Annotated in this window: 1 protein-coding gene (cut by a window edge); it reads right to left on the bottom strand. The window is 51.7% G+C overall.

The window, feature by feature from the left end; all coding sequences use genetic code 11:
• Positions 1 to 21,174, bottom strand: partial view of a non-ribosomal peptide synthetase gene (locus tag FE394_RS02875; protein WP_319924901.1) — the 5' portion only. Its footprint begins 2,280 nt before the window's first position; only the first 21,174 of its 23,454 coding nucleotides appear in the window; its start codon is at positions 21,172 to 21,174; the stop codon falls past the left edge of the window.
• Positions 21,175 to 21,587 lie beyond the last annotated feature (413 nt).

The raw sequence follows: 21,587 nt of genomic DNA on the forward strand, positions 1-21,587 counted from the left end.
GTAATTCAGCAAAGTACTGAACAGCGGAACGGACTGTTCCATGCCACTGCAACGTTGTGCCAGTACCAATGGCACCTGTTCGTGCTCCAGCAACGTCATCAAATTATGATAGGTGTCTTGCACCACATCCTTAACCGTGCGTTTAGCCAGAGAAACCCGCATTGGCAGGGAATTGATAAACATGCCCAGAACCCGTTCAGCACCGGCACCTCCCTGAAGCCGTCCCGAGAGTACCGAGCCGAAGACCACATCATCACGGCCGCAGGTTTGTGCCAGTACCTGCGCCCAGGCCACATGGAACAGGACACTGGGGCTGACACCCAGACGACGAGCCTGAACGCGGATGGCTTCTGCCAGATCCGATGCAATGGGCAGGCGGGCTTCATTAACTTGTTCACCGTCAGTTTGTATCTTGAGCACACCAAACGGCGCGGTTGGCTCGTCAACGGTAGCAAGTCGGGCGCGGAAATAAGCCTCGTGCTCAGCAATCGGCATGTTTAGGGTTTGGGCGACGAAATTGCGATAAGGCAGGGAGGCAGGTAATGCCACCGCATTTTCCTGCGATTTTCCCTGCAATATCAGCCTCATTTCGGCGAAAATCAGTTCCAGTGTCATATGGTCACTGACCAGATGGTGGAAGCGCAGAGCCAGCAACCACTCATTTTGTGCCGGATCATGGGCGATATCCGCGATAAACAGCGGCGCGCGATCCAGATCGATACGATGCCGGCGTGGGTCGGTATGTGCCTTGAGTTGAGTAACAATATCGCCGGTCGTGATATCGTCGGTTGTCACTGGCTGGAAAACATTGACAATCATGGCAGCCTGACGCCAGACCACCTGAACCGGTTGTGCCAGTTCCTGCCAGTAGGCCGACGTGCGTAAAATATCATGACGGTCAATGACTTTTTGCAGGGTAGTCAGGAAAATATCGAGACGCTCACGGGTATCGAAAGCGAGCAGGCTTTGCAGCAGGTAATTATCACCTTGTGTCTGTAATAAGTGATGGAACAGGATACCTTCCTGCAACGGTGCCAGCGGGTAGATATCCCGCACATTGGCGGCACCTCCGGGAACGGTTGCGACAATGGCATCAATCTCAGTTTGGGACAGGGACACCAAAGACAGCATATCGGGTGTGATGGCAGTACAGCCATCCGGGATCAGATTAGGCGGTGCGACAAAAGTGCCGGCATTACGCTGGATAGTCTGAGCCATATCAACGAGGACAGGGGTGACGAACACACTGCGGACGTCGAGCTGCCAACCCAGATTGCGCAGAGCTTCGATCAGACTGACAATCATCAGCGAATGTCCGCCCAGCTCAAAGAAATGATCGTGACGGCTGACTTGCTCCAGTCCCAGAAGATTTTGCCAAATCTGGGCGAGGGCAGTTTCCATCTCACCAACCGGAGATTCGTAATGACGTACCACAACAGCGGACGAATCAGGTGCAGGAAGTGCCTGACGGTCAAGTTTGCCATTCGGGGTCAGCGGGAAGGATTCCAATGTGACAAAAGCACTGGGCAGCATATATTCTGCAAGATGCGGGGTAAGCTGCTGGCGCAGTTCGGCAGGAATGAGTTCAACACCCGCCTGAGGCAGCAGATAAGCGACCAGACGTTTTTGCCCCACGACATTTTTACCGGAAATAGGCTTACCGGAAATAGATTTATCGGAAATAGGCTCACCGGAAATATCCTCGCGGGCCAGCACCACCGCTTCACGCACACCGTGGCACTGCTCAAGCCTTGCCTCAATTTCGCCCAATTCAATCCGGAAACCGCGCAACTTGACCTGAAAATCATTGCGTCCGAGATATTCGATGTTGCCATCGGCAAGCCAGCGCCCCAAATCACCGGTTTTATACATGCGGGCATCTGAATCCGGGAAGAAGGGATCGACAAGGAAGCGTTCTGTCGTAAGTTCAGGGCGGTTCAGATAACCACGGGCTACGCCGGCACCGACGATATAGATTTCACCTGCCACACCGAGCGGAACCGGTTGACCGTGGGTGTCGAGAATATAGATCCGCAGATCGGGGAGCGGCTGACCTATTAAACTGCCGCGTCCTGAGTAGATATCGGATTCCGTCAGCTCACGGTAAGTCGCATGGACAGTAATTTCAGTGATGCCATACATATTCACCAGACGGGTCTGCTGGGTCGGATTGCGGGCAACCCACGGAGCAAGGGTATGTAATTCCAATGCCTCCCCGCCAAAAATGATGCAGCGCAGAGAATGTGAGGTCGCATCCTGAGCTGCAATCAATTGCCGGAAAGCGCTGGGGGTTTGATTCAGTATCGTGACCTGTTCATGGCACAGCAACGAATAGAACATCTGCGGCGAGCGGGCACAGTCTGCCGGGATCACGACAAGCCGGCCACCGTAAGCCAGGGCTCCCCACAATTCCCATACTGAGAAATCGAACGCAAAGGAGTGGAACAGTGTCCAGACATCGTTATTATCAAATTGGAAATATGCTTGAGTTGCGGCTAACAGGCGAGTGAGATTGGCATGTTCAACCATGACTCCTTTCGGCTTGCCGGTCGATCCCGACGTGTAAATGACATAGGCCAGATGGCGTGATGTCAGTCCCAATGCCTGAGCATCTGGATTGTCACTTGACTGCGTTGCCAAAAGTGGTGTCTGGCTGTCGAGTACGTGATCAAGCATGACCACAGGCAAGGTACTGCCGAGCTTGTCCACTAACGCGGCTTGGGTAAGTATGACCACGGGTGTCGCGTCTTCGAGCATATACGCCAACCGTTCGGTTGGATAGGCCGGATCAAGCGGCACATAGGCCCCCCCTGTTTTGAGGATAGCCAGCAAGCCGACAACCATTTCCAGACTGCGTTCGACACAGATAGCCACCCGATCGTCAGGACGCACACCCTGCGCAATCAAATGATGGGCCAGCCGATTAGCGCAGCGGTTCAGCTCCCCGTAGCTGAGTGATTGCCCCTCAAATACAATGGCGGTCGCCTCAGGATGCTGTGCCGCCTGAGCTTCAAACTGCTGGTGGATCAGCATGTCTTGTGAGAAATCCGTCCGGATGGCATGGGATCCCGCCAACAATTGTTGACGTTCCGATTCCGGCAGCATTGGCAGCGCGGCAATCATTTGCGTTTCATCCGCCGTTATTGCTGTCAGCACATGAGTCAGATAACCGATCATGCGCTCAACGGTTGCTGAGTCGAACAAATCAATGGCATAGGCCAATTCGCCGACCAGACCATCGTCGGTTTCGGTTAATGACAGGGTTAAATCAAAATGAGCACTATGATGTTCCTGTTCAATCGGCATGAGCTGTAGATCGGGCAGTGCCAATGTTTGAACCGGTGTGTTGTTTAAGGACAGCATGACTTGGAAAATCGGGCTGTAGCTCAGGCTGCGTCCGGGCTGGAGTGCTTCCACCACCTGTTCAAAAGGCAAGTCCTGATGGGCATAGACAGCAAATGCCAGTTCCTTAACCTGTGCCAGCAGATCCGCCACACTGAGACCATCATGGCACTTGATGCGCAAAGCCAGTGTATTGACGAAGAAACCGATCATCCCCTCCAGTTCATGATGCGGACGGTTAGCGACAGGGGTGCCGATAACAATATCGTCCTGACCACTGAGACGGGCAAGGACGATACCCCATGCGCTCAGCACCGTCATAAACAAGGTGGTGCTATGGCGCTGCCCAAGACTTTTAAGTGAAGCCAGCAGGTCAGCATCAAAGTGAACAGGTATGCGACTGCCGACATAGGTCTGCACCGCCGGGCGTGGGCGATCGGTCGGGAGTGTCAGTAAGGCCGGCGCATCTTTAAGCTGAGAACACCAGAAATCACGTTGTGCGGTGAGGGCCGTTTCTTGCAGCCCGTCACGTTGCCAGACAGCATAGTCGGCATATTGAATGGGCAATGGCGGTAAATGCGCCGCTTGTCCGTTGAGAGCCGCGCGGTAGAGTTCACTCAGGTCATGTATCAGGACACCGATAGACCAGCCATCAGAAATAATATGGTGCTGGGTGAACAGGAATACATGTTCTTCATCCGCCAGTTGCAACAAGTGACCACGGATTAGGGTGCCTTGGGTAAAATCAAACGCAGTCTGCGCTTCGAGCGCCGTAATTTCTGCAATGCGTTGATTATGCTCTTCCGGTGATAACAGGCGTAGATCCTGATAAGAGAGGGCAAAACCAATGTCGGCAGGATCAATATGCTGGCAAGGTTGGCCCGCGACCAGCACAAAGCGGGTACGCAGAATTTCCTGTCGGGCGACCAAGTGGTCGAGTGCGCTGGATAAAGCATGGCGGTTGAGCTGACCACTAAGGCGCAAGGCTACCGGAATGTGATAGGCAAGGCTGGCCGCCGGATCGAGTTGACCCAAGAACCACAACCGTTGCTGGGCAAAAGACAAGGGGAGTGGTTGATTGCGGTCAGCCACAGGGATTGTTGCCTGAGTGGTTGCCGGAGCCTCCGTAAGCACCTGGGCCAGATCAGCCAGAAGAGGTTGGTCAAAGAGTTGTTGTAACGGTAACTCCCGGGCCAATATCTGACGTACACGCGCAGCAAGCTGGACGGCAAGCAGCGAATGACCGCCCAGCTCAAAGAAGTGATCGTGGCGACCGACGCGCGCCAGACCCAGCAAATCTTGCCAAATCTGAGCCAGTGCGATTTCTGTTTCACCCACAGGGGCTTCATAATCACGGGATACCATCGCCGATAAATCAGGGGCCGGCAATGCCTTGCGGTCAATTTTGCCATTCGGCGTCAGCGGGAAAGTCGCCAATATCACAAAGGCACCGGGCAGCATGTAGTCAGCAAGATGTTGGGTGAGTTGCTGACGCAGTTCAGCCGGAATCAGTTTAATTCCCGCCTGTGGTCGCAGATAGGCCACCAGACGTTTCTGATCTGCATCGTCTTCGCGAACCAGGACCACGGCTTCGCGCACCCCGTGGCACTGTCTGAGACGGGATTCTATTTCACCCAGCTCTATACGGAAGCCGCGCAATTTAATCTGAAAGTCGTTGCGACTGAGGTATTCAATATTGCCATCCGGCAACCAGCGACCGAGGTCACCGGTCTTATACATGCGCGCATCCGGCTCTGAAGAGAATGGATCGATAATGAAACGCTCAGCAGTGAGTTCAGGGCGATTCAGGTAACCCCGGGCAACACCGGCACCGGCGATGTGAATTTCACCCGCGACACCGAGAGGAACGGGTTGGTTTTTCCCATCCAGAATATAAATCCGGGTATTCGAGATCGGATGGCCGATGGGGATTTTCCTGCCTCCATTTTGCACAGAACCTTGCGCAGATCCATCTCCCATTAAGGGCATTTCATAGGCTGTGGCGAAAGTGGTTGTCTCTGTTGGCCCATACACATGCAATAAGTGTTTGGGGGGATGTTCGGCTCTGAGGCGAATGGCTGAACGGGTATCCGTCTGTTCACCCCCGAACAGAACATAGCGCAAACCTGACAAGGCGGGGGCAATCAAATTCGCATATTGATTGAACAGTGCGGTCGTCAGGAATAACGCACTGACGCCTTCTTCTGACAGGCATTGACCAAAATCATCCGGCTGTAGCAGGGTTTTTTCCGGGATCAGCAGAATGCGCGCCCCATGCACCAAACCCGCCCACACTTCCCAGGTCGCCGCATCAAATGAAACATTGGCGCAATGGGCTATACAGTCATCCGGCCCGATATCGGCAAAACCATTATTCACAATCAGGCGAAGCACACTCCGGTGCTCGACCATCACGCCTTTGGGTTGGCCTGTCGAACCCGAGGTATAAATCACATAGGCCAGATGACGTGATGTCAGCCCCAATCCCTGAACATCTGGATTATCGTTCGGTTCATCAGCCAAAAACGATCCTTGCCCGTTGCGGGCATGATCCAATAAGACTGTCGGTAAGGTTGCCGGCAGGGCACCGGCGAGTTTGTGAACCCATTCTGTCAGGGTCAGTAACGTCACAGGAGCGACATCCTCCAGCATGTAGGTCAATCGCTCGGCCGGATAAGTGGGGTCAAGCGGCACATAAGCGCCCCCTGCCTTGAGGATAGCCAGCAAGCCAATCACCATTTCCAGACTGCGTTCGAGACAAATAGCAACCCGATCATCCGGTCGTACACCCAGTGCAATCAAATGATGTGCCAGACGATTGGCGCGCTGGTTCAACTCGTCATAGCTCAGCGTTTGTCCCCCGTCGATCACGGCAGTGGCGTCGGGGCGTTGTAAAACCTGAGCTTCAAATAGTGAGTGGATCAACGCATCTTGCGGGAAATCCGCCTGAGTGGCATTGAAATCCACCAGCAGTTGTTGCCGCTCAGCTTCCGGTAATATCGGCACATCCAGTATTAATTGTTGCGGATGATGAACTAAAGCATCGACCAGACCTTTAATGGCCGTGGACAGATAGGTCGTGATCTGTTCTGGTGCGATCTCAGCGATGGTCAGGGCGGTCAGTTGGAAACCATCCCCTAAATCATCCACGGACAGGGTAATCGGGTAATTGGTTTTCTCCTCAGCGGAGAGCAGGCGCATATCGGCCCACATGGAGTTGACCGCCTCTCCGGTATTGCCCTCGCTACTTTGGTTATGGTTATGGTTATGGTTATGGTTATGGTTATGGTTATGGTTATGGTTATGGTTATGGCTATGGCGATAATTCAGCAGAGTACTGAACAGCGGCATAGGTTGTGCCACGTTACTGCACCGTTGTGCCAGCGCCAACGGCGCTTGTTCATGCTCCAGCAGGGTGGTCAGGGTTCGGTAGGTATCCTGCACGATCTCCCGCACATTATGCCCGCTCAGGGAGATTCGGACTGGCAGGGTGTTGATGAACATCCCTAATATTCGATCAGCGCCCGCTCCTCCTTGCAGGCGTCCTGACAGTACTGAACCAAATACCACGTCGTCACGTCCGCTGGTTTGTGCCAGCACCTGCGCCCAAGCGACATGGAACAGGACACTGGGACTGACACCCAGACGACGAGACTGAACACGGATGTTTTCAGCCAGATCGGAAGTGAGCAAAATACGATTTTTTGCTATCGATTCACTGGAGTTGTGTAATTCACCTTGTTTGGATTTGATTTTTTCTGGCGGAACTTTAGGTATGGTAACTTTAGGTATGGTAAACACACCAAACGGTGCGGTGGGTTCGTCAATACCGGCAAGTTGCTCGCGGAAGTAAGCCTCATGTACTGAAGGCGGGACACTCAGGATCTGGGCAATAAAATTGCGATAGGGCAGCGTTGCAGGCAGGATTTCCGCATTTTCCGGCAAAACATTTTTTCGCAGAATATTTCGCAGAATAAGTGCCATTTCAGCGAAAATCAGATCCAGTGTTATATGGTCGCTGACCAGATGATGGAAACGCAGCGCCAACAACCATTCATCCTGTACCGGATCATGGGCGATATCCACCGTAAACAGCGGTGCCTGATTCAGGTTGATGCGATGTAGACGCGGATCGGTATGTGTCTGTAGCTGAACCGAAACCGGCTGGACGGGAACATTGTCCGTTGTCGCAGGAGTGAACTCATTAATCCTCAGCGATGCCTGCCGCCAAACCACCTGAACGGGTTGTGCCAGATCTTGCCAGTAGGCCGCCGTGCGCAGGATATCGTGACGGTCAATCACTTGCTGCAAGGCATTCAGGAATGCATCAGACTGCTCACGGGTATCGAAGGCGAGTAAAATCTGCAACAAATAATCATCACCTTGTTTCTGTAACAGATGATGGAACAGGATACCTTCCTGCAACGGTGCCAGTGGATAAATATCCTGCACATTGCCTGCCCCGCCGGAAACGGTAGCAATGATGGCATCAATCTCAGACTGGGTGAGCGAAATCAGCGGCAGCATATCGGGGGTGATGGCCGTACAGCCATCAGGAATACGGTTAGGCGGCACGACAAAAGCGTTGGTTTCACGCTGCATAACCTGCGCCATATCGACAAGGGCAGGTGAAGCGAACACATTGCGAACATCAAGTTTCCAGCCGATGCTACGGAGTTCCTCGATCAGGCTGACGATCATCAGCGAATGACCACCGAGTTCAAAGAAATGGTCGTGGCGACTGACCTGTTTTAATCCCAACAGATCCTGCCAGATTCGGGCCAGAGCCGTTTCTTCCTCACCGATGGGCGATTCATAGTGGCGTATGATAAAAGCAGATTCATCGGGAGCGGGGAGTGCCTGACGATCGAGTTTGCCGTTCGGGGTCAGCGGGAAAGTATCGAGGATGATAAAGGCACTGGGCAGCATATATTCAGTGAGATGCTGAGCAAGTTGCTGGCGCAGTTTGGCGGGGATCAGTTCAGTTCCCGTCCGGGGCTGTACATAAGCGACCAGACGTTTCTGAACCGCGCCATTATCATGGGCATTGTGTTCATAAGAATGGTTTTCATAAGAACGGTCTTCCCGCGCCAAGACCACGGCTTCACGCACCCCGTGGCATTGTCTGAGCTGAGTTTCAATTTCGCCCAGTTCAATGCGGAACCCCCGCAGTTTGACCTGAAAATCATTGCGGCCAAGATATTCGATATTGCCATCCGATAGCCAGCGACCGAGGTCACCGGTCTTATACATGCGCGCATCCGGCTCTGAAGAGAACGGATCAATAAGGAAACGTTCTGCGGTCTGTTTGGGACGATTCAGGTAACCACGGGCAACACCGGCACCGGCAACGTAAATTTCACCCGCGACACCGAGGGGCACAGGCTGATTTTTTCCGTCCAGAATATAGATCCGGGTATTCGATATCGGGTGACCGATGGGGATTTTTCTGCCTCCATCTTGCGCAGAATCTTGCGCAGATTTATCTCCCATGAAGGGAATTTCATAGACAGTGGCGAAAGTGGTTGCTTCCGCTGGCCCATATAAATGCAGCAAGTGTTTTGGCGGATGCTCGGCTTTGAGATGAATGGCGGAGCGGGGATCTATTTGTTCGCCCCCGAAAAGAACATAGCGCAGACCTGACAAGGCCGGCGCGATCAGATTGGCATATTTACTGAACAATGCGCTGGTGAGAAATAGCGCACTGACGCCGGCTTCTGACAGGCGTTGAGCAAAATACTCCGGTTGCAATAAGGTTTTTTCGGGGATCAGGAGCAGACGTGCCCCATGCACTAAACCCGCCCAGATCTCCCATGTAGCCGCATCAAATGAGATATTTGCACAATGGGCAATGCAGTCATCAATTCCGATATTGATAAACCCATTATTCATGATCATGCTAAATACATTGCGGTGTTCGATCATCACACCTTTCGGTTTTCCGGTGGAACCCGAGGTATAAATCACATAGGCCAGATGGTGTGAAGTCAGCTCTAACGCCGGCGTGTCCGGGTTATCAGCAGGCTGTGTAGCCAAGAAGGAGTCGTGATTATCCAGTAAGACCGTCGGCAAGGTAGCGGAAAGCTTGTCGAGCCACTCTGTCTGGGTCAGTAACGCGACGGGTACGGCGTCATTAAGCATATAGGCCAGTCGTTCGGCCGGATAAGCGGGATCAAGCGGCACATAAGCCCCACCCGCCTTGAGAACGGCAAGTAAACCCACCACCATTTCCAGACTGCGCCCGATACATACTGCGACGCGATCATCAGGACGCACACCCAATGCAATCAAATGATGTGCCAGCCGATTGGCCCGACAGTTCAGCTCATCATAACTGAGTGTTTGATTTTCAAATACGACGGCAATGGCATCCGGACGATATGCCGCCTGAGCCTCAAATAGCTGGTGAATTAACCCATCTTGTCGGAAATCCACCTGATTGGCATTGAAATCTACCAGCAGTTGGTGTCGTTCGGATGCCGGCAGTATCGGCAAAGCCGTCACGATTTGCGTATCGTCAGCCACCATTGCTGCCAGTACATTTGCCAAATAACCGACCATGCGTTCAACCGTGGCGGCATCAAACAGATCGACGGCATAGGTCAGTTCTCCAACCAAGCCGGCCTCGGTTTCGGTCAGTGACAAGGTTAAATCAAAATGCGCGCTGGGGTGCATCTGTTCAACGGATGTGCACTGTATATCAGGCAGCGCGAGCGTTTGGGCTGGCGTGTTATTTAAGGCCAGCATGACTTGGAAGATAGGGCTGTAACTCAGGCTGCGTTCTGGCTGTAGAGCTTCCACCACCTGCTCAAAAGGCAAATCCTGATGGGCATAGGCGGCGAGCGCGCGTTCCCTGATTTGGCTGAGTAGGTCGGTTACACTGACGGGATCATGCAGGCTGATACGTAAAGCCAGCGTATTGACGAAGAAACCAATCAGCTTCTCAAGTTCATGATGTGGACGGTTAGCGACTGGCGTACCGATAACAATATCATCCTGACCACTGAGCCGCGCAAGGACGATACTCCAGGCACCCAGCAGGGTCATGAACAAGGTCGTGTTATGGCGTTGTCCCAGTCGTTTCAGGGATGACAATAACTCGGCATCAAAGTAAACAGGGACTTTGCCTCCGACGAAGGTCTGTATCGTCGGGCGTGGACGGTCAGTCGGGAGTGTCAATAAAGTCGGCGCATTTTCAAGCTGGTGACACCAGAAAGCGCGTTGGGCAGCGAGGGTGGCTTCTTGCAGCCATTCACGTTGCCAGACAGCATAATCAGCGTATTGAATGGGCAGTGGCGGTAGTGAGGGGTCTTGGCCATCAAGAGCGGCGCGATAAAAGGTGCTCAGTTCATTCATCAACACGCCGATAGACCAGCCATCGGAGATAATATGATGCTGGGTGAGCAACAATACATGCTCTTCATCTGCCAGTTGCAGCAAATGACCACGGATAAGCCGATCCTGAGCAAAGTCGAACGGTGTCTGTGTTTCAGTGGCTACAAGTTCAGCAATGCGTTCAGAATGCGTTTCGGGTGCCAGCGGACGTAAATCCTGATAAGACAAGACCAGACCCGTGTCAGCCGGATCGATATGCTGATAAGGTTGACCCGCGACCAGCACAAAACGGGTACGCAAGATTTCATGTCTGGCGACCAGGTGGTCAAGTGCGCCGGACAAGGCGGAATGATTAAGCTGACCGGTCAGGCGCAACGCCGCCGGAATATGATAAGCCAGACTGGCAGCCTGATCGATTTGCCCCAAGAACCATAACCGTTGTTGAGCGAAAGACAAGGGTAATGGCTGACTCCGGTCAGTGATCGGGATTGCTGTTTGATCGGTTTTAGATGTGCCGGTGAGCACTTTCGCTAAATCCAGCAAAACAGGCTGATCAAAGAGTTGCTGAAGCGATAACTCCCGCGCCAGATCCTGACGTATATGTGCAACGAGTTGGACAGCAAGCAGTGAATGTCCACCCAGTTCAAAGAAGTGATCGTGGCGACCAATTTGTTCCAGCCCCAGTAATTTTTGCCAAATCTGAGCCAGTGCAATCTCTATCTCACCCACAGGCGCTTCATAGCTGCGGGTAATCACTGCCGATAAATCAGGCACCGGAAGTGCCTGACGGTCAAGTTTGCCATTCGGGGTGAGCGGGAAAGCCGCCAGCGTGACAAAAGCACTGGGCAGCATATAGTCGGCAAGGTGTCGGGTAAGGTACTGCCGCAGTTCAGCGGGAACCAGTGTGATACCTGCCTGAGGTTGCAGATAGGCGACCAGATGTTTCTGACCCGCCGTTTTTTCATCTATATTTTTATCTATATTTTCATCTATATTTTTATCTATATTTTCATCTATATTTTTATCTATATTTTCATCTATGTTTTCATCTATGTTTTCAGCAGAAATGTCTTCGCGGATAAGAACAATGGCTTCTCGTACGCCGTGGTACTCCATCAGTTTGGCTTCAATTTCACCCAACTCAATGCGGAAACCGCGCAATTTAACCTGAAAATCATTGCGGCCAAGATATTCAATATTGCCATCAGGAAGCCAAAGACCCAGATCGCCGGTCTTGTACATGCGCGCATCGGATTCTGAGGAGAACGGATCGGGCAGGAAACGTGCGGCGGTCAGTTCAGGGCGGTTCAGATAACCCCGGGTAACACCGGCTCCGGCAATATAAATTTCACCGGCAACCCCGGATGGTACAGGTTGGTTATGTGAGTCGAGAATATAAATACGGGTATTCGCAATCGGGCGACCGATAGGAACGGAACGAGTCACATCAACCGGAGACACAATGGGATAGGTTGTCGCAAACGTTGTGGTTTCCGTTGGCCCATAGCCATTGATCAAATGTATCGGTTGTGATTCAGACAATTGCATTTGCCGGATTTTCCGTGGATCAAGGACATCACCACCGATAAGCAGATAACGCAATTGTCCAAACAGGGGTTTAAGTGTTTCAAGATACTCGTTGAACAAGCCAACCGTTAACCAAAGAGCCGTAACCTGTCCCCTGACCAATTCATCACAGAAACGTACCGGATCAAGCAGTGATGATGGTGAAACCAGATGCAAACGCCCGCCGTTGAGCAGGGCAGACCAGATTTCCCATGTTGATGCATCAAAGGCAATGTTGGCGCAATGGGCAACACAGTCATCCCGGCCAAGATCAGCAAAACCACTATTGATGATAAGGCGGAGTACATTGCGATGCTCAACCATGACCCCTTTAGGCAGGCCGGTTGAGCCGGAAGTGTAAATCACATACGCCAGATGGTGTGACGCCAGCCCCAGAGCCTGTATCTCCGGATTATGGGACGGCTGTTCCGCCAAGAGCGATTCCTGTGTATCTCGTGCATCAAGCAAAAGCATAGGTACAGATACAGATACAGGCATAAATATAGCGCTGCCCAGTTTGTCAGCGTGTGCTGTCTGGGTCAGCAAGACAACTGGCTGTGCATCCTTAAGCATATGCGCCAGTCGTTCAGCCGGATAAGCCGGGTCAAGTGGCAGATACGCCCCGCCAGACTTGAGAATGGCGAGCATCCCGACAACCGAGTCCAGACTACGCTCCATACATATCGCTACCCGATCATCAGGACGTACACCCAGTGCAATCAGATGATGGGCCAGCCGATTGGCACGGCGATTGAGTTCGTCATAGCTTAATGACTGCCCGCCGGACACCACTGCCGTTGCATCAGGGTGTTGTGCCACTTGGGACTCGAACAGTTGATGGATCAATGCGCTCTGCGGGAAATCCACCTGAGTGGCATTAAAATCCACCAATACTTGCTGTCGTTCTGTGGCTGGCAGAATGGAGATATCCTGAATCAACCGTTTTGGATTGTGAGCCAGTGCATCAACCAGACCACTGATAGCGGTCGCCAGATAAGCGGTTATACGTGCCGGATCAATACTCGTCACAGTCTGCGCGGTTAAGCTGAAACCGACGCCGACATCATCCACCGATAACGTGACAGGGTAATTAGTCCGTTCATCAGCAGAGAGGATACGTATCCCTTCTTGATGTACTTCAATGACGTCAGTTGAACTGAGCCGGGTGTGACGGTAATTGAGTACGGCACTGAACAATGGCACCGACTGGGGCAAGCTGCTGCAACGTTGCGCCATTGCCAACGGAGCCTGTTCGTGTTCCAGCAGTGTTGTCAAATTGCGGTAGGTGGCCTGAACCACGTCCTGAACATGACGTCCGGCAAGGGAAACCCGTATCGGCAATGTATTGATAAACATGCCCAGAGTCCGGGAAGTCCCTGCGCCTCCCTGCAATCGGCCCAGCAGTACGGAGCCGAAAACAACATCGTCGCAGCCGCTGGTTTGTGCCAGCACCTGCGCCCAGGCAACATGGAACAGCACCCCCGGACTCACGCCCAGACGACGTGCCTGTATACGGATAGCCTTCGCGAGAGCCGGCTCAAGGGAGAGACGGGCTTCGGCAACAGGCTCATTATCATCCTGTATGGAGAGATCCTGTATGGAGAGATCTTGTATGGAGAGTATGCCAAAGGGTGCTGTCGGTGTATCGATATCAGTAAGTTGGGTACGGAAATAAGCTTCGTGCAGGTCTGCCGGCACACTCAGTATCCGGGCAATAAAATTACGGTAAGGTAGTGCGGTTGGCAGCGTTGCACCATGCCCCGGTTTTCCATGGACTTGGTTAACTTGTATTTGGGCAATTTCGGCGAAAATCAGCTCCAGCGTCATATGGTCACTGACCAGATGATGGAAACGCAGGGCCAGTAACCACTCTTCCTGTACCGGATCGTAAGCGATATCAGCAGCAAACAGCGGTGCCCGACTCAGGTCGAGACGATGCCGGTGCGGATTTGTGTGGGCTTGCAGTTGAGACAGAACACTATCTGCCGTATCAGGAACAAAAACATTGATACTCAACTGTGCCTGACGCCAAACCACCTGAACAGGTTGTATCAATCCTTGCCAGCAGGCGGCAGTACGCAGAATATCGTGCCGGTCGATAACTTGCTGGAACGCGGTCAGGAATCCATCAAGGCGTTCTTGTGTGTCGAAAGCAAGCAGGCACTGCAACAGATAAGTATCACCCTGAGTCTGTCGCAAGTGATGGAACAGGACACCTTCCTGTAGTGGGGCCAGTGGATAGATATCTTGTATATTGCCTGCCCCGCCGGGTGTTGCCGCAACGATAGCATCAATCTCAGCTTGGGTCAGTGAAACCAAGGGCAGCATATCCGGGGTAATGGCCGTACAGCCATCGGGAATGCGGTTGGGCGGCACGATCAACGTATCAATATTGTTTTTAATCGCCTGTGCCATATCGGACAGGACCGGAGCAGAAAAGACACTGCGAATATCCAGTTGCCAACCAAAGCTGTACAGCCGTTCGATTAAGCTGACAAGCATCAGGGAATGGCCGCCCAGTTCAAAGAAATGGTCATGACGGCCAACCCGATCCAATCCCAGCAAATCTTGCCAGATCCGGGCCAGAATCGTCTCCACCTTACCAAGCAGCGTTTCATAGCTGCGTGTTATTACCGCAGACATATCAGGGGCGGGAAGCGCCTGACGGTCAAGTTTGCCATTCGGCGTCAGCGGGAAGGTATCGAGCATGACAAAGGCACCGGGCAGCATATATTCAGCCAGATGCCGGGAAAGTTGTTGACGCAGCTCCGCAGGAACCAGTGTCACGCCCTTTAGCGGCCGTAAATAAGCCACCAAACGTTTCTGGTTCGCCGGGCTTTCATTTGATGCCTCCTCACGGACAACCACCACCGCTTCGCGTACTCCGTGGCAACGCATCAGCTGAGCCTCGATTTCACCTAACTCAATGCGGAAACCGCGTATTTTGACCTGAAAATCATTACGCCCAAGATATTCGATATTGCCGTCAGCCAGCCAGCGACCCAGATCGCCGGTTTTGTACAGGCGGGCGTCCGGATTTGCGGAGAACGAATCGGGCAGGAAACGTTCGGCAGTCAGTTCAGGACGATTCAGGTAACCACGGGTGACTCCCGCGCCGGCAATGTGGATTTCACCGACAACCCCGAGCGGCACTGGCTGACCATGCCGATCAAGAATATAAATCTGAGTGTTTGCAATCGGGCGTCCGATATGGCTGACAAATCCGGTTGACGGGTTCATCCGTGTCCAGGTCGAATAGGTTGTGGTTTCAGAAGGGCCGTAAAGATTACATATATTTTGTACTGACGTATGAGCCAGTAATTGTTCAACAATATGCGGCTTCAGTGCTTCACCGGCTAAATTGACCGCCCGGACACTGGCGGGTACGGCGTGAGCCTCAATCAACTGTGTGATGGCTGAGGGGACCGTGTTAATCAGGCTGACGGCGACTGAGTGTTCAGCATTAATCCGTTCTTTGGTCACCAGTGACAGCACATCAGGAACAAGGTGAACCGTGCCGCCGGAAAGCAGGGGAGCAAAGCATTCGAACACCGCCAAGTCAAAATTCAGTGAGGTTGCAAACAGGGTGTGTCCTAATTCTTCCGGGCTGAAAGTCCGTTGTGCCCAGGTCAGGAAATTCACTGCATTACGATGGGCTATTGCCACGCCTTTGGGCAGGCCGGTTGAGCCGGAAGTGTAGATCACATACGCCAGATGGTGTGAGGTTAACCCCAAAGCCTGAGCATCGGGTTTGTGTCCGGGCGGTTCCATCGCGAAAGGATCTTGGCTGTCGAGTACGTTATCGAGTAAAACGGCAGGGACTGAACGCGTGAATTTATCCACCAGCGTGGATTGAGTCAGTAATACTGTGGGCGCGGCATCGTCAATCATATAGGCCAGCCGTTCGGCCGGATAGGCCGGATCAAGTGGCACATAAGCCCCGCCCGCCTTGAGAATACCGAGTAAACCCACCATCATTTCCAGACTGCGTTCGGCACAGATTGCGATCCGATCATCCGGACTCACCCCCAGCGCAATCAGATGGTGAGCCAGCCGATTGGCGTGGTAGTTCAGTTCATCATAGCTGAGTGATTTTTCATCACACACTATCGCAGTGGCTGAGGGGCTATGTGCCACTTGGGTTTCGAATAGCTGGTGGATCAACGCATCTTGCGGGAAGTCTGCCTGAGTAGCATTAAACTCAGTCAGCAGCTTTTTCCGCTCCGCCTCTGACATGATAGGCAGAAAAGCAACGGCTTGCGTTTCATCAGCCACCATCGCTGTCAGCACATTGTTCAAATAGCCGAGCATACGCTCAACCGTGGCGGAATCGAACAGATCGACGGCATAATGCAGACTGCCGAACAAACTGGTGTCAGTTTCAGTCAACAGCAGCATCAAATCAAAATGGGCACTCTGGTTTGTCTGTTCTCCCCGGGAAATCTGTAAACCGGATGCGGTTTGCTCTTGAACGGGGGTATTGTCCATAGCCAGCATCACCTGAAAAATAGGGCTATAGCTCAGGCTCCGTTCGGGCTGGAGGGCTTCGACTACCTGTTCAAAGGGCAAATCCTGATAGGCGTAGGCATCAAGAGCCCGTTCACGCACCTGTGCCAGCAGATCAGCCACACTGAGGCCATCATTGAATTTGATGCGCAAGGCCAGCGTATTGACGAAGAAACCGATGATCCCTTCCAGTTCACGGTGTGGGCGATTAGCGACCGGCGTACCGATAACAATATCTTCCTGTCCACTGAGCCGGGCAAGAACGATGCCCCATGCTGCCAGCAGGGTCATAAACAGGGTTGTATTATGGCGTTGCCCCAGCGCTCTCAGTGAGCCCAGCAAACGGCTCTCAAGGCGGAAAGGAATATAACTGCCGACATAAGTTTGTACGGCGGGGCGGGGCCGATCGGTAGGGAGTGACAATAAAGCCGGTGTGCCTGCCAGTTGTTCGTACCAAAAATCCCGTTGTGTTGTGAACACATCGCCTTGCAACCATTCACGTTGCCAGACAGCGTAATCAGTGTACTGAACGGGCAATGGCGGCAAAGGATCGCCGTCATCGTTGAGCAGGGCATGATAGAGCGCGCCTAATTCACGCACCAATACCCCGATGGACCAGCCATCAGTGATAATGTGATGCTGATTAAGCAGCAACACATGTTCCTCATCATCCAGTTGCAGCAATTGACCCCGAATAAGCGGCTCCTGAGAAAAATCAAAGGAACGGTTGGCGTCGAGTTCCGCCAGTTCAGCAATACGGGCCGCCCGTCGGGCCGGATCTAACCGCCGCAGATCATGGCAGGACAGGGCAAAACCGATGTCGGCAGGGTCGATATGTTGATAAGGCTGGCCTTTTATCGACACAAAGCGGGTGCGCAGACTTTCATGACGGGCAATCAGGCGATCAAGTGTGGTAATCAGTAAATGGCGGTTAATTTGACCTGTCAGGCGCAGCGTAATCGGGATTTGGTAAGCCCGATTTGTTGCCAGATCGAGCTGACTCAAAAACCACAGGCGTTGTTGGGCAAAGGAGAGGGGCAGGGGTTGGCTGCGATCGGCCGGATGAATAACGACCTGAGACATTTCTGAGATACCGGTGAGCGTATGCGCCAAATCCATCAGAATAGGGTGTTCAAAGAGCTGCCTCAGTGACATTTCCCGGGCCAGACTCTGGCGAACGCGCGTACCAAGCTGTATGGCAAGCAGGGAATGACCGCCGAGTTCAAAGAAATGGTCATGACGCCCGACACGTTCCACGCCCAGTAAGTCCTGCCAGATCTGGGCCAGAATCGTTTCTATTTCACCAACGGAGGCTTCATAATCGCGAGAGGCCATGGCTGATGAGCCGGGCGCAGGAAGTGCCTGACGGTCAAGTTTGCCATTCGGCGTCAGCGGGAAGGCATCAAGCGTGACAAAGGCGCTGGGCAGCATATAGTCAGCAAGGTGTTTGGCGAGTTGTTGACGCAGTTCAGCGGGAACTAATTGAATGCCCTCCTGCGGCAGCAGATAAGCAACCAGTTGCTGACCCGCGATGTTGTCATAAGAAATATCTTTTCTGGCGATAACCACGGCTTCACGCACACCGTGACATTGCGTTAACTGCGTTTCGATTTCACCCGGTTCAATGCGGAACCCGCGCAGTTTGACCTGAAAATCATTACGGCCGAGATACTCAATATTGCCATCGGACAACCAGCGACCGAGATCCCCCGTTTTGTACATGCGGGCAGTCGGATTTGACGAGAATGGGTCGATCAGGAAACGCTCGGCAGTCAGTTCGGGACGATTCAGATAACCACGGGCAACACCGATACCGGCGATATAGATTTCACCTGTTACGCCGAGAGGAACCGGCTGGCTATATTTATCAAGAATATAGATTTGGTTATTGGCAATCGGGCGGCCGATTGGCGGCAGTATTGCCCAATCCTCAATATTGTTGTCCAGTGTATATGTTGTTACAACGTGACTTTCAGTCGGGCCATAGTGATTGTGTAACCGGCATGATCCTGCACGTTGCAGAAAGTGACGGATGGCAGGGGTAATCCGCAATTGTTCACCTGCGGTCACAATATGGGCCAGACAAGAAAAATCATCCTTACTGAGGCCCGCGGCTTCGGCAAGATTCTGTAGGGCAATGTAAGGAAGAAAAATTCTATCAATCTGTTTTTGCTGAATCAGGCGGAGAAGGAGTTGCGGCTCCTGACGCGTTTCTTCATTAATCAGGACCAAACATCCGCCTTCACTCAGCGTTGTAAATATCTCCTGAAAGGCGACATCGAATCCCAGTGCGGCAAATTGCAGTGTTTTACCGGCTCCGGAAGGACGGGAAACACTCTTATTTGTGGTGTTTTTATCGGTGATAATTTCATCACCAACGGGTTGGCTGTGCCATTGTAGTAAATTCGATAATGCCGCCTGCGGCATCTCTACGCCTTTGGGCAATCCGGTTGAGCCTGAGGTGTAGATAATATAGGCCAAATGATGTGGTGTCAGCCCTAATGCTTGTGTGTCAGGATTGTGATCAGGCTGTTCTGCCAGAGACGGTTCCGGATCATCAAGGATGATGATTGTCGGGGCAGAGGACGTTGTGTGTTCAGATGTGGCAATAGCACTGCTCAGCATATCAAGGAGAGTCGTCTGAGTGAGTAAAACCCCGGGAGCCGAATCTTTGAGCATATACGCCAGCCGCTCAGCCGGATAAGCCGGATCGAGCGGTACATAAGCGCCACCGGCCTTGAGAATGGCCAATAATCCAACGATCATCTCCAGATTGCGTTCGACACATATCGCCACACGCTCGTCAGGGCGTACTCCCAACGAAATCAGGTGGTGGGCCAGACGATTCGCGCGTTGGTTCAGTTCATCATAGCTGAGGGACTGTCCCCCGAATTCGACAGCGGGAGCATCAGGATGCTGTACTACCTGAGCCTCAACCTGTTGATGAACTGCTATATTTTTCGGGAAATTCGCCTGAGTGGCGTTGAAGTTCACCAACAATTGTTGCTGTTCTGTGAGTGGCAATATCGGCAGGGTCCCGATTTGTGTATCAGGCGAAGCAACCGCCGCCTCTATCAATGCAATGAAGCGGGATTTCAGCGCCATAATTTCAGCACGATCCAGATAATCGGGTGAAAAGTTAAACTCAAGGGTGGCAGGTTTATGGCTGTCCTCACTGTCAGCAAATGCATATTGGTAGATGGCAATAAGCAGCGGGAACGTTGCACCACGTTGTATTCTGGAATAGGTGAGTGCGGCATTGGGTATGCTGGCATTCACATCAATCCACTCAAATGACAACATAATGTCAAATAACCGGGCATGTCCGGTTTTCTGCTGGACTTGTATGTGCCGATTGATATCTGCGATTGGCATGCGTTGACGTTTATAGCAACGTCGCAATTCTGCCGCCGCTTTATTCATCACATCGAGAAAAGTATCCTGAGACGCAATAGTGATACCGACGGGAATCACTGACGAAAACATGCCTACCGTGCGTTTTTGTTTGATATTTTTACGGTTGTGCACGGGAATGCCGATGATTATCTCTTCCGGGCTGTCCGTATGTGAGAAATGAAGGGTCCGGGAGAAATAGCAGGCCAGAACCGCATACATGAAATGCAGGACAGATAATCCTTGCGCGGTTACTGTCTCTTCAATGCGCTGAAACAGTGCTTTGTCCAATTGCCAAAGTACAGGTTCAGGCTGTTCAGCTTCAGTTGTTTTATCTGAAAGGGATGGCTGGATTAATGTGGGTGATACGTTTTTATAACGTTCCTGCCAGAATTGCTTGTCTTGTATATAGCGTTGTGATTTTAGGTAATCACTATCCTCATCAATAAAGTCGAGATAGGAGGGCGCGGTTTCTGTCAGCTCTTCTCCCTTGATAAGACGACGATAAGTGTTGGCAGTATCTTCGGGAATAAGTTTTAACGTGATGGAATCCCCGATTAAGTGATGGCAACAGAACTGCCAGTACCAACGTTGATCACTTACCCGTATCAATTCAACACGCCATAGCTCGCCATTCAAATCAAACGGGCGCACGAGGGCGGTATGAAGGTATTGTTCAACCTGCTCTTCTGCATCGGCATAACCTGAGAAGTCACGGATTGCCATTTTCACTGGCAAGGCATCAAACAGTTCTTGTCGTGGTAATCCTTGTGTATTGACCAGTCGTAAACGCAACGCATCATGACGATAAACAACGGACTCAAAGGCGCGCATTAACAGCGCTTCATCCAATTCTCCCTCAATAAGAACAACACAACCGATATTGTAGCAAGTGCTGTCAGGACGCAGTCTCTGATCGAGCCAGACGACTTGCTGGGTAGAACTGAGAGGAAACTGACAAGGGGGAGAGGCAGAAGGATCCTTAGATAAAAGTTGCTCTTCGTTATTAATACGATTGCGAAACATAGACATACTTTACTCCTACTCATGATACTAATGGGCTATGCCAATGAATTAATTAAATTTAATATTGAGTTAAATATTGAAGTTAATTGGATGTATGTGCGGTATTTCCACAGATTGAAAATACTGAATAACTCATTTTTTAAATAAAAAGATACTTTATTTTTTTGATTTTTTTTATGGAAGGCTTTTTTTTAATTTATTTTTGATGTGTTTAATTAAAAATACTAATAGTGTTTTTCGTTGTTATTTTATTTTAGAATTGTTATTGGGTTTAGTATTGATTGTTTTGATAATGAAATACTTTATTTACACCCTGTGAATGTAAACATATTGATGCAGACATGTTGTTTTGGATATGCTTTTAATACTGGTTAGCCGAATAGAAACCTGATAAAAAATGGCCCGATGATATTTATTCA

The sequence above is a fragment of the Xenorhabdus littoralis genome (genome assembly GCF_033949345.1).
GTDB lineage: Bacteria > Pseudomonadota > Gammaproteobacteria > Enterobacterales > Enterobacteriaceae > Xenorhabdus > Xenorhabdus littoralis.